Annotated in this window: 10 protein-coding genes and 1 pseudogene; 6 read left to right on the forward strand and 5 right to left on the reverse strand. The window is 61.4% G+C overall.

Going from position 1 to position 12,210, the window contains the following annotated elements; genetic code table 11:
- The first annotated feature begins 37 nt into the window (after nucleotides 1–37).
- Both AC4BBN_RS19200 and AC4BBN_RS19205 read left to right on the forward strand, forming a co-directional pair.
- Nucleotides 38–712, forward strand: coding sequence for a response regulator (locus AC4BBN_RS19200; RefSeq protein ID WP_490593605.1), 675 nt, complete (start codon nucleotides 38–40; stop codon nucleotides 710–712).
- Nucleotides 709–2,112, forward strand: coding sequence for a sensor histidine kinase N-terminal domain-containing protein (locus AC4BBN_RS19205; RefSeq protein WP_490593606.1), 1,404 nt, complete (start codon nucleotides 709–711; stop codon nucleotides 2,110–2,112). Before AC4BBN_RS19200 ends, AC4BBN_RS19205 begins: the two co-directional genes overlap by 4 nt.
- Here the strand turns inward: AC4BBN_RS19205 and AC4BBN_RS19210 are convergent.
- Nucleotides 2,045–3,661 carry an ArnT family glycosyltransferase gene (locus AC4BBN_RS19210; protein ID WP_490593607.1) on the reverse strand — a complete coding sequence of 539 codons (1,617 nt, stop codon included), beginning with the start codon at nucleotides 3,659–3,661 and terminating at the stop codon, nucleotides 2,045–2,047. The genes AC4BBN_RS19205 and AC4BBN_RS19210 overlap by 68 nt on opposite strands.
- Nucleotides 3,662–3,917: 256 nt before the next feature.
- Here AC4BBN_RS19210 and AC4BBN_RS19215 point away from each other — a divergent pair.
- Nucleotides 3,918–4,073, forward strand: a pseudogene (locus AC4BBN_RS19215) (LysR family transcriptional regulator); the annotation flags it as partial.
- A 556-nt stretch (nucleotides 4,074–4,629) separates the two neighbouring features.
- On the opposite strand, the gene AC4BBN_RS19220 reads toward AC4BBN_RS19215, so the two are convergent.
- The 3 genes from AC4BBN_RS19220 to AC4BBN_RS19230 form a co-directional block, all read right to left on the reverse strand.
- Nucleotides 4,630–5,481: an urea carboxylase-associated family protein gene (locus tag AC4BBN_RS19220; RefSeq protein WP_490593608.1), complete on the reverse strand. Its 852-nt coding sequence runs from the start codon at nucleotides 5,479–5,481 to the stop codon at nucleotides 4,630–4,632.
- 137 nt (nucleotides 5,482–5,618) lie between these two features.
- A complete protein-coding gene (locus tag AC4BBN_RS19225) occupies nucleotides 5,619–7,154 on the reverse strand; it encodes an amino acid ABC transporter permease/ATP-binding protein (RefSeq protein ID WP_490593609.1) in 1,536 nt (511 codons plus the stop codon).
- 117 nt (nucleotides 7,155–7,271) lie between these two features.
- Entirely contained in the window at nucleotides 7,272–8,030 is a 759-nt protein-coding gene (locus AC4BBN_RS19230; protein ID WP_490593610.1) for an ABC transporter substrate-binding protein, read from the reverse strand.
- 253 nt (nucleotides 8,031–8,283) lie between these two features.
- Between AC4BBN_RS19230 and AC4BBN_RS19235 the strand changes: the two genes are divergently transcribed.
- On the forward strand, nucleotides 8,284–9,240 hold the full coding sequence (locus AC4BBN_RS19235) for a LysR substrate-binding domain-containing protein (protein WP_490593611.1): 957 nt from the start codon (nucleotides 8,284–8,286) through the stop codon (nucleotides 9,238–9,240).
- A gap of 469 nt (nucleotides 9,241–9,709) precedes the next feature.
- Nucleotides 9,710–10,618: a LysR substrate-binding domain-containing protein gene (locus AC4BBN_RS19240; RefSeq protein ID WP_490593612.1), complete on the forward strand. Its 909-nt coding sequence runs from the start codon at nucleotides 9,710–9,712 to the stop codon at nucleotides 10,616–10,618.
- Here AC4BBN_RS19240 and AC4BBN_RS19245 read toward each other — a convergent pair.
- Nucleotides 10,615–11,199 (reverse strand): glutathione peroxidase, encoded by a 585-nt coding sequence (locus tag AC4BBN_RS19245; protein ID WP_490593613.1) that lies wholly within the window; start codon nucleotides 11,197–11,199, stop codon nucleotides 10,615–10,617. The two genes, AC4BBN_RS19240 and AC4BBN_RS19245, sit on opposite strands and share 4 nt — an antisense overlap.
- Nucleotides 11,200–11,425: 226 nt before the next feature.
- Between AC4BBN_RS19245 and AC4BBN_RS19250 the strand changes: the two genes are divergently transcribed.
- On the forward strand, nucleotides 11,426–12,025 hold the full coding sequence (locus AC4BBN_RS19250) for a hypothetical protein (protein WP_490593614.1): 600 nt from the start codon (nucleotides 11,426–11,428) through the stop codon (nucleotides 12,023–12,025).
- Nucleotides 12,026–12,210 lie beyond the last annotated feature (185 nt).

The raw sequence follows: 12,210 nt of genomic DNA on the forward strand, positions 1-12,210 counted from the left end.
ATGGCCACGGCACTCCAAGAGTGTTTTGGAGGCTTGTGTGCGGATTTTGATTGTCGAAGACGACCTTTTGTTGGGCGAAGCCCTGTCTGCCGGCTTGCGCCAGTTGGGCCATGTGGTGGATTGGTTTGGCGACGGCACGCAAGCCAACGCTGCCCTGGCGGGCACCACTTTTGACGCTGTAGTGCTGGACCTGGGCCTGCCCGGCGGCGACGGCCTGCACTGGCTGGCGCGCTGGCGCAACGCGGGCATTACCGTACCCATGCTCATCCTGACGGCCCGCGACGGCGCGGCCCACAGCATTACCGGCCTGGACAGCGGGGCCGACGACTACCTCATCAAACCCATTACCGTGGACGAGCTGGCGGCGCGCCTGCGGGCCGTGCTGCGCCGCACATCCGGCCGCGCGCAGTCGGTGTGGCAGCACGGCGCACTGGAATACAACCCGGCCACCAAAGCCGTGCTCTGGAAGGGCAAAAGCATCGATCTGACAGGCCGCGAACTGGCCCTGCTGGAAGCCCTGCTGAAGCACCCGCAGCGCGTGCTGTCCAAGGCCCATTTGCAAGAAAAGCTGTACGACTGGAACAGCGCAGAGCCCGAGAGCAACACCCTGGAAGTGCACGTACACCACCTGCGCCGCAAAATTGCACCCAGCATCGTGCGCACACTGCGCGGTGTGGGCTACGCCCTGGGCTCGGGAGAAGCCGAGCCATGAGCCTACAACGCCGCCTATTGATGTACCTGCTGGTATGCGCGCCGCTGGTGTGGATAGTGACCCTGGTGGCATCGTTCTCCCATGCCCGCCACGAGGTGAATGAGCTCTACGACAGCGAATTGGTCCGCCTGGCCCGGCAAGTACAGGCCGTGCTCAGACACAACCGCACAGGCACACTGCAAGCGCCGACACAACCCGCCGCCGAAGGCTTGTACGAAGACGATGAAGACGACATTCGGCAGCTGGCTGTTGCGGTGTGGAATGCCAAAGGCGAACTGGTACTGACCGACCGCGAAGGCATGCAACTGCAGCGCCATAGCGGTGCCGCAGGCTTTGTGGATGCGCAGGTGAATGGCCACGCCTGGCGGGTCTACTACCTGCCCTCCCCCACTGGCGAATGGCTGGTGGCCGCAGGCCAGGACGTGGCTGAACGCCGCGAACTGGAGACGGGTTTAACGCTTGGCCAGCTCATGCCCTGGCTGTTGATGCTGCCGTTTCTGCTGGTCGCCATGGCCTGGGCGGTGCGGCAGGCCTTGCAGCCCATACGCACGCTGACCACCGAGCTGCAAGAGCGCGATGCGCAGGACTTGCAGCCCGTGTCGCCCCTGCGCGCGCCCGCAGAATTGCAGCCGCTGCTGGTGGCCATGAACCACCTGTTCGTCCGCATCGAAGACACGCTGGAACGCGAGCGCCGCTTCACCGCCGATGCCGCCCACGAGCTGCGCACACCGCTGGCCGTACTGCGGGCCCAATGGGATGTGGTGCGCCGCGCACACAGCGGGCCGGAGCGCGAACAAGCCGAGGCCCGGTTCAGCACCGGCCTTGACCGCACCGACCGGCTGGTGATGCAGATGCTGGCCCTGTCGCGTGTGGAGGCCCGGCTGGGCTCTGACAACGCGACCCTGCTCAACGCCCCGGTAGATTGGCCACGCATTGTCGAGCAGACCATGGGCGACTGCCTGCCGCTGGCAGAGCGCAGGCACATCGAACTCGCATGCGAATGGCCCGCCGAGGGCCAGCCCGCCTTGGCCGTGCAAGGCGATAGCAGCCTGCTCGCCATGCTGCTGCGCAACCTGCTAGACAACGCCACACGCTACGCCCCCGAAGGCACGCTGGTGGCCCTGCGGTTTACAGCGGACGAGATGGTGGTGGAAAACGCCGGCACGCCGCTTAGCACCGAAGACCTGGCCAGCCTGGGCACGCGCTTTCACCGCCCGCGCGGGCAGACGGAAATAGGCAGCGGCCTGGGCATCTCCATCGTGCAGCGGATTGCTGCCTTGCAGGGCCTGGTGGTGGAGTTTGGTGCCTGCGAGAACGGGCAAGGCATGCAGGTCAGGGTGCGGAGAAATGTGCAAAGGAGCGTGCTGAAGGGCAACCCCCTTCCACCCGCCACAGCGTAGTACCGCGCACCGTCAAAACTGCTTGCGCCCGGTTGGGCTTGGCGTACGGGTCCAGCGCATGTTGCTCGCCGATCACCCAACTGACCGGGGCCCGGCACAGAACCGCCGGCAAACGTGCCGTGTCCAGCAGGGTAGCGGCAGCCTTGGCGGGAGCGAACTGGCCCGCGTCGGCCAACTCCCTGCGCCAGCTGTCCGTGGCATACACCCCCGGGGCATGCCACTCGTCCACCACCGTCACTGGATCCCACAGCCAGGCATGGAAGGGCACGTCGTAGTAATAGTGCCCGAGCATCAGCACAGGCTCGCCCGGCACACGGTGGCTCTTCAGCACCGAAGCAATTTCCGCTGTGCTCTTGGGCTGGTCCGCAGCAAACCAGGCAATCGAACCCAAGCACAAGGCTGCCGCAACCGCGATGCTGGCGCGCCAGTCCAGCAGCACGCGTTGTGACGCCCCCAGCAGCGCAGGGGCGCAGTCGGCCAGCAAATAGGCCAGGGGCGGCACCGCCGGCAGCACATAGCCCAAGGGCTTGGACTGGGGCATCGAGAAAAACACCACCACGGTGGCGATCCAGATGCCCATCAAACTGCGCACCGGATCACGCTGCAGCCCGTCTAAACGCCCCCCAAGCCAACGCCGAAACACCAGCGGCGCCCAGGGCAGGCTGGACAGGGCCAACACGCCTGCGTAGAACCACCACGGCTGGACGTTGTTAAAGCCGCTGCCCACGAAACGCTGGAAGTGCTGGACCACAAAGAAATAGTGGAAAAACTCCGGAAACCGCAGCTGGTTGGCCACACACCAGGGCGCCGCCACCGCTGCAAAAATCGCCAGCCCCGGCCATGACAGCAATGCCCCCAGCCGGCGCCAGCGCCCAGTCGCCACCAACCAGGCCACGATGACCAGACCCGGAATCGCCACCCCGATCAAACCCTTGGCCAAACACCCCAAACCCGCTAGCGCATACGCCCCCACCAACGACCGTCCAAAAGCTAGCCCCCGCTCCTTGCAGAGCACCGCATCCGCCGCCGCCAGAATGGTCGCTGTGATGCAGCCCGCAACCAGCATGTCCATATTGGCAAACTGCCCACCAATGAAGAACAGCGGCTGCACCAACAAAGCCAGCGCCACCCGGCGTGCCGCCACCGCCCCCACCCAACGCCAGGCAAACAGATACAGCGCAACAGCGCCCAGCCAGGCCCCCAGCAGCGGGGCCGCGCGCGCCGCCCAGGGGTTTGCGCCGAACACCGACATGGAGGCGGCGGTGATCCAGTAAAACAGCGGCGGCTTGTGGAAAAAGGGCAAACCATCCAGTGTCGGCGTCAGCCAGTGGCCCGACACCCACATCTCCCAGGCAACGCCTACGTAGCGCCCCTCATCAGGCAGCATCAGCGGGCGCGCCCACGCGGTGGCCGCCAACCAACACAGCATCGCCAAACACACCACAACATGGGTATGCCATACGCGTGCCGCAGCGGGCCCCTGCCATTCGGAGCGTGTGCCCAATGGAACGGCTGCGTCCAGAGAATTCGGCGCAATAAAGGAAGGCATGCAGGCACTCGCAAAAGGAAAGGTCGGCCGCAGTATTGCGAGGGCCGATTAACTTAGCCTTAAGGACGTTCGGGATGCATTGGGCACACATCAGAATGAGCAAGCTCACTGGGCAAGCACAAGTAGCATGCATAAACCACATGTCTTGCTAGATGGGAATTTAGACAAAATGAGACGCTTGCGCAGAGACTACCTGCGCAAGCAGCTATCAATACCGCAGCAGCACAAACCACCAAACATGTATATTGCGCACACCATGCGCAGAAAAATCCCCTCCCTCCAGGCCCTGGCCTGTCTGGATGCCGCCGCGCGGCATGAAAGCTACACCCGCGCCGCGCAAGAGCTGACGCTGACGCAGGGCGCGGTGTCGCGGCAGATCACGGCGCTGGAAGAATTCCTGGGCATGGCGCTCAGAGAGCTCAGGCTCAATACACCCAGCAGGCGGCGGACGGCTGTAGGGGCTGGAACAGGACAGGCTGCAAGCCATGTCGCTCACCCTGCACCTCACGGTCGTACCCACCTTTTCCACGACAAACTCCCGACACACCAGATCGCCCGGTCCGGGCAGTACCGGGCGGGTCCGGTCTTTTAAGCCGAACATCCGCAACGGCATACGTCCCACCAGAAGTCATCCGCCAGGACAATCTCACGAGTACGCAGCAAACATCTGCCCGACAACCGCCCGATAGCGCTCGGGCACCACTTGCGTGGCACCGCCAGCCGCGGCATTTAAAGCACCTCAGGTAGTCCGCCAAGGCAGTGAAAGAGGGGCAGAAAGCCGAACTTGCGGGCACCCGGACATGCGGATACGGCTGCGGCCGGGAACTCGCATCGCAACAGAACCGTTCAAATGCAGCTTGGGTTGAACATTTACAAGCTGGCTCACAAGCAACTGTGCTTGTACCCCACTGAAAACCGAGTCAGGGTGCAAGGCCTGCGGGGCGAATGACGGCCCCTGCACCCCGCAGTTACTTCTCCCACTCGGCCTTGGCAATCTGCAAGCCATGCTTGCCGTCGTATGCCGCACGCTCGGGTTGCTTCCAGCCTTCGAGCAGCGAGGCGTCAAGGCGGTAGATCTCAACACCCAATGGACGGCAAACCATGAGCGGGTCTTCAGCGTCAGGACCCCACATCGGCAGCGACAGGTCGCCGCCGGGGCAGGTGGACAGGGCGCACAGCAGGTCTATTTCGGCGAAAAACTCCAGGTAATCGCCCTGTTTGGCAGGGCAGGCTTTCATGAAGTACATGTCATCGTGATTGAGGCCGGTGCACTGAAAGATATTCAGTACGTCGTGCACGTCAAACTCGGTGAGACCGTGGGGCAATACAGCGCGAGTCAGGTTGGAATGGCAGTGGTGGTGAAAGTCCTCGCCGGTGAGCATCTTGTTCACATACGGGTCACAACGGGTGCCCAGCAAGTCGTGCAGACGGCCACCATGTTCGTCAATGCCGTAGTCGGCCAGCGTGTCGTCCGTGATGGTGGCCATCGGTCGCAAAAATGGCAGGTTCGACCACAGGCGGTCATAAATGGTGACGTGGGCGCCCTGCAACTGGCGGGTGCGGGCTGCCCACATGCGCTCGCGGGGGTCGTTGGCATTCCATAGGTTGAAGTCGCCGACTTGCGGACCGACAGGGGTGGTTACCCGAAATATATGGCCGGCAGGCACCTTCCATGCACGGCCGGTGCGGATAGGCACCTCGAATTTTTCGACCAGAGTGCGGCCCATCTTTGATTCGCGCAGACGGTCATAGAAAGATTTGTCGACCTGCAGGGCCGCGCCTTTGCCACTCTGGTAAGCGGCAGGATAGTCTTTGTACATGCTGAGTCCTTTTGATCAGTGATTTGGAGCGTTACCTGGGATGTTGGGGAGTGATTGACTGAGGTCATGGACATGCTTGCGCGCGGCCACAGCAAGTTCGGTCGAGTCCGGTGCGCCCCGGCGTGTATCGCAGAGATTCACACCGGGCTGCCTGCTGACGGGATACAGTAATCTCCCTCGGCGTGTGCCATGAAGGCGCGAATACGGCTACTGTCGGACTCAATTGCCAGTTCCTGCTTACTTCTGTCCGCGATGACCTTTCCGTCTTCCATCATCACGATGCGGTCGCTGATGCGTGTGGCGAATCGCATTTCATGGGTGACGATGATCATCGTCATGCCCTCCGCAGCCAGCAACTCGATGGTTTGCAGCACTTCGCCGACCAACTCCGGGTCGAGCGCGGAGGTTGGCTCGTCAAACAGCATCACCTTGGGTTGCATGGCCAGCGCACGCGCAATGGCGACGCGCTGCTTCTGCCCGCCGGATAGCTGGTGGGGGTATTTCTCTGCATGTACCGCCAGCCCAACCTTTTCGAGATTGCGCATCGCCGTTTCACGTATCTGGTCGTCGGTACCCTGCCTGTGATAGCGTGGTCCGAGCATCACGTTACGCAGGATCGTCAGGTGCGGGAACAGATTGAAAGACTGGAACACCATGCCGATGCCGGTGACAGCGTCAAAAAAGTTGTCCGCCAAAACGTACGAGCCCTGGTTCGTGATCCATGGCGCACCGTTGAACCTGATTTCGCCAGCGTCGATGTCCTGCAGCGAGTTGATTGTGCGGATCAGCGTAGTTTTGCCGGACCCGGAGGGCCCGATGATGCTCACCACCTCACCGGCACGCACCGTAAGGTCGATATCTTTCAGGACGGCTTTTGCTCCGAAAGATTTTCCAACTGCCCGCAGCTCAATCAAGGGCTCGCCAATACTCCGTTGACTGTCGTTCGGTGACGCCTTAGCGTTCGAAGCCGTGGCTGTTAGCGCCACCTCGGCACCACTGCGGCGTGTCACGTCTAGTCGGCGCTCGACGACATCGAGCAGACGGCTGAAGATCGTCACGATCAACACGTAATAGAAGGACACAGCCACCAGGGTCTCAATGACCAAGAAGTTGCGCGTGTACAGGCGCTGGCCAACAAGCAAAATTTCGGCTAACGAGATCACCGACACCAGCGACGTTAGCTTGACGATCGTGATGAACTCATTGCCCAGCGACGGCAGCGCGACGCGCAAGGACTGAGGAATGACGATGTGTCGGTATTTTCCAAAGGCGCGTATGCCGAGCGCTCGCGCTGCTTCGTGTTGTCCCACATCCACAGCCAGCAAACCACCCCGGTGAATTTCGGCCAAATAGGCGGCCTCGCTAACCACCAGGGTGAGCAGGCCAGCCCAAAATGGATTCGAGAGTACCGGCCGCAGACTAGGAAAGATTTGCGGTAGGTTGTAGACGAAAATTAGCAGTACCAACAATGGCAGGCTGCGGAACAGCCAAACATATGCTCCGGCCACTTGGCGCAGCCAGGCCGGGCCATTCATCCGTGCCAAGGCGATCAGAAAGCCCAAACCTAAGCCGATGGCCCAGGTCAGGACACTGAGCCAAGCCACCAGCAAGGACGCGTTCCAAAAATCTTTGTTGCCAGCAAGCCCTAAAAGGTAGGCCCAGTCGAAGCTCATCGCAATGGTTCCAATTCAATAGTCGCGGGCAAAGGTTGACACGGCAAGCCGGGTGTCCTGCCACTAAATTCATCCATGATAAAAATGAAGCTGGCCTGGGTTACCGGGCCACTTGCTTCAGCCGCCAACCGCTGCCTTGAAATCCTCTTCGCTGGGCTTGGACACGTTGTACTTCTTCAGAAGTGCGTCGTAGCTACCATTGGCCTGCAACGTGGCCATAGCCTTGCGCAGCGTGGCGACCAATGCGTCATTACCCTTGCGCACACCCAAGCCCACGACTACTGGATAGAGGTTTTCCTTGCTGGTGATCTTGATCCGGCCTCCCAACTTCGTCACCGCATCCTGTAAGACAGCCGAGTCTTCCAGCTGGGCATCCACACCGCCCGAAAGAAGTGCTCGGGTAGCTTCAGGTGACGTCGGGAACTCGCGCGAGTCGATGGGCTTACCCTTGCAAGCACCCTCATTCAGGGCTGCCAGTTTCTCGAGCCAGGCCGCGCCCTTAATCGATGCAACGGCGTGACCACAGAGATCTTCCGGCTTCGCAAACGCATACTTACCAGAGATTGCGACAGCGATCGATACGCCGGTCTTCATGTAGGGGATGTAGTCGATCTGCTTAGCCCGCTCCGGCTTGACATAAAGCGTCGAGGCGACGACATCAAACTGACCACCCCGCACGCCGATGATGAGGTTCTCAAAGCGGGTATCCAGCACCTCAGCCTTCAGGCCCGCCGCCTTTGAAAGCGCGGCAATCAACTCCACGTCATAGCCCGCTGGCTTGTTGCCGTCAGCGAAGTAGTTGTAAGGGGGGTACGTCAGATCGGAACCGACTTTCAGGACACCCTTGTCAATAGTGCCATCGGCGTGTGCGGCCATGGATGCTCCCCCCACAGCGACGACTACGGACACGGCAGCAATCGTTGCGTTTCTAATGCGATTCATTCTGTATTTCTCCAATGTTGAAAAAAAGTATCGTGATCATTGCGCGGGGTCACCCGGATTACCAGCCTGAGGCAATCGCTCTCGCGATTGACTAGATTGAAACTCTGATCAGAACAACTCCACTGTATGGGTCGATAGCAATGAAAACAATTGATCATTTTTCTATATATATGTAAGAATAAATAACATGATTTCCATCTCCTCGCTCTCACTCGGCGCCGTACGAGCCTTCGAAGCGGCGGCTCGGCACCAAAGCATGTCGCGCGCCGGAGACGAGCTATTTGTGACGCACGCGGCGGTGAGCCATCAGGTGCGCAATCTTGAGGAGTGGATAGGGGTGCCCTTGTTTCGCCGCCAAGGGCGCGGTGTGCAGCTGACTACCGCCGGTGAACAGCTTTTCGTACGCGTTTCACCGCTGTTGTCGGGTATCGCGGACGCCTGTAAAACCGTGAAGGCTGCGAGCAAAGGTGCCAGCCTCACAGTTGGCTGCATTCCGTCGGTCGCATCGCGCTGGCTCGTGCCCAACCTAGACAGGTTTTCCAGCGAGTTTCCCGATGTCGAGATTCGAGTGGCATACGCCCACGCGGATGAAAAGCTGGCGAGCTCCAACCTCGACGTTCTGATCACCTATGGCGAAGATCCGTCTAAGGAAGTGATCACCGAGCCCTTGTTTTCCAGGATCAACAAGCCGGTGTGCAGTCCCCACTTCATGACCAAGCACGGCCCCTTCAGGAGTCCCGAGCAACTTATTGCATCCGAACTGTTGCATGACGCGTCACGCGACGGCTGGCGAGAGTGGGCGGGCGCGGCGGGCCTGACGCTGAACAAGGAACTGGCGGGCACCACTTACCAGGACTTCAACCTACTTGCGACCGCGATCATCGCGGGTCACGGTATCGGTCTGTGCCCGGTCAACGTATTTTCGGAAGAGATACGGCGTGGCGACCTGATCGTCGCGTCTGACATCGCGACCAATGGCGACAAGGGCTATGTCGTAATGACCCGACGCAATAGACCCAAGACCGTTACCAACTTCGTGCACTGGTTCGTCGCCACGACGCAGGCGATCCAAGCCGGGGCCGCCGGCACTGGGAGCCAAGGCACCTTGACTCAGGCGGGCCACCGAAAGTCAGGCGCCAAATAGCCAACTGACTGATATAAGTTGCTGCTGGATTCAGGGGCAACTGATAGGAAAGGTGGCGCTGCCACCACTCTTCGAAGAGCTAGAACGGTGGTGAAACTTTTCCGGTATCGCGACTGCTCTCCCCTGAAACCAGTTATCAGAAATGACTAGTTGCTAAGGCGGCCTGCGACTGGAATTGGAGGCGGATTCAATCGGTCAATGCAACACACTAAAAATGACCTGCTAACGCCCAAGCAGCCACGCACGCGGATGGCTAGCGGTTTTTGAACCACGCTTCCAACATACCCGCGCTGCAACACATGCTTTGCATGCTTAAAGCGAAGGCTGCGGCCAATATGTTATGCGCGTAAAACATGTCTTACATTCGTGCCATCGGAACTATATTTCGTTATTTCGCAGATAAAACCTATGAATACTGCTATGAATACGAAAGCATCTCAAACCACCAAACATGTATATTGCGCACACCATGCGCAGAAAAATCCCCTCCCTCCAGGCCCTGGCCTGTCTGGATGCCGCCGCGCGGCATGAAAGCTACACCCGCGCCGCGCAAGAGCTGGCGCTGACGCAGGGCGCGGTGTCGCGGCAGATCACGGCGCTGGAAGAATTCCTGGGCATGGCGTTGTTCCGGCGCACCCGCCACGGCGTGGCGCTGACCGAGCGTGGTGCCGAATACGCACAGCAGGTCGCAGCGCGGCTGCAGGGGCTGGAGCAGGACACGCTGCAGGCCATGTCGTCCCAGGGCAGCGCCGGCACCCTGCACCTGGCCGCCGTGCCCACCTTTGCCACGCGCTGGCTGATACCGCGCCTGCCGGCCTGGGCCGCGCTGCACCCGGACACTACGGTACACATCGAAACCCGCACCCGCCCGTTCCTGTTTGCCGACACGCCGTTTGACGCAGCCCTGTACACCGGCACCGCCGAGCAGGTGGCCAACTGGGCGGGCACACGTGCCGTGCGGCTATTGGGCGAAGAGATGGTACCGGTGTGCAGCCCCGGCTTTTTGGGCGGCCAGAGCAGCTTGAGCCCGGAGGCCATGGCCCAGCGCCCGCTGCTGCAGCAAAGCACCCGGCCCGAAGGCTGGCGCCAGTGGTTTGATGCGCTGAACGTGGCCGCGCCGCTGGCCCTGCACGGGCCACGCTACGAGTTGTTTTCCATGACGGCCGCCGCCGCCGCCCAGGGCCTGGGCCTGGCCCTGGTGCCACGTCTGCTGGTGGAACCCGAGCTGCAGCGCGGTGAACTGGTGATTGCCTGCGCGCAAGCGCCGGCAAGCGACCAAGCCACTCAACGGGCCTACTACTGCGTGCTGCCCGAGCGCACCGAAGACAGGCCGCTGGTCACCACTTTCTTGCACTGGCTGCAAGCATCGGCAACCTAGCGCAGGGCCTTTTCTACCGCGCCCAGCAGCGCCGGGTTGTCGGGCGTGACATCGCTGGGGAAGCTGGACACCACCTTGCCGCTGCGGTCTATTAAGTATTTATGGAAGTTCCATTGCGGCGTCTTGCCGGTGGCCTTGTCCAGCGCGGCGTAAAGACCGTTACGCGCCTTGCCGGTGACGACCGACTTGCCCAGCATGGGGAACTTCACGCCATAGGTGTTGTAGCAAAAGTCGGCAATCTCCTTGGCCGAACCGGGCTCCTGCCCGCCAAAGTCGTTCGACGGAAAACCCAGCACCACCAGGCCGCGCGGCTGGTACTTGGCGTACAGCGCCTCCAGGCCCTCGTACTGGCTGGTGAAGCCGCAGTAACTGGCGGTATTGACCACCAGCACCGCCTTGCCCGCGTACTGGCAAAGGTTCTGCGGCGCCTCGTCCTGCAGACGCGGAAACTGGTATTGCAGGATGGCCGGGCAGGCGGCCTGCCCGGTCGCGGCTGCAGGTGCGGCAGGCGTAGCCGCTTGCACGCCCTGCCCCAGCAGCACCAGCGCAGCCACGGAAATGAAGCGAGATAACAGTTGCATGGTTTGTCCTTGGGCTGTGTGTCAAGTAGAAGGCGTGAGCTTCCGACTCTAGCCCAGTTGGCTTTCCGCGTGGTGCACGCGGTTTTACCCAGGAAATAGGCCGCTCGCGCAGGTAATGTAAGCGGCAGCAGCTATTAAAAACAGAGCACCACAAACCGGGACGCTTGCGCCATAATTTCGCGCAGCCGGCGGTGCCTTGGGCCGCCCCTTTACCCGGAAGGCGCATATGGACGAAGACCCCCGATCCAAAAGCTGGTGGCACACCCTGCCCGGTATCCTGACTGCGGCGGCGGGCACCATCACCGCCATCACAGCACTGGTGACGGCGCTGCACCAGGCCGGTTGGCTGGGCCGCACGCCAGCGCCAGCAACGCCCTCGCCCCCCAGCGCTGTGACGCCCTCTGCGCCTGCCAAAACCAGCCCCACTACAGCGGTAGCGGCCACGCCGCCACCACCTCCTGCTGCAGCCCTCAAGGTAGTGCTGCCCGAACGGGTGGAGATGGTGGCAGACACGCTGGCCTACCGCATTCTCAAAGCCCAACTGCTGCCGTACAACCCCGGCCAGCACAGCCTGAAGTTCCAGATACGCGTCGCCAACAACAGCCGCTATGACGGCAACTTCTGGAGCGCCTCCTTCCGCCTGCTGGCCGACGGCAGCCTGCTGGCACCCGTGAACGAGCTCAACGAACTGGTGCGCGGCAATAGCACCATGGAAGGCTGGGTGGAGTTCACCGTGCCCGATAGCCTGGCCCAGGCGCAGCTGCAGATGGGCACCGTCGGCGTGGGCGTAGCGGGCATCCCCATCGTGCTGAAGGCGGAGCCCTAGCACCTACGCACAAGCCCGGGTAGACCGTTGGCACAGGGTGCAAAGACTCTGGTTGCCATATGGCGAATCGGCCCCATCTGCACACCAAGCCCGGCCGACTGCTACGCTGGCCGTCTTTGTGCCGCATGGGCACTTACTTCATTTTTTATAGCATCTAGCGCAGCTTATATATGCGCTGGAGGCTT

This window comes from Rhodoferax sp. SPJ21, assembly GCF_058216335.1.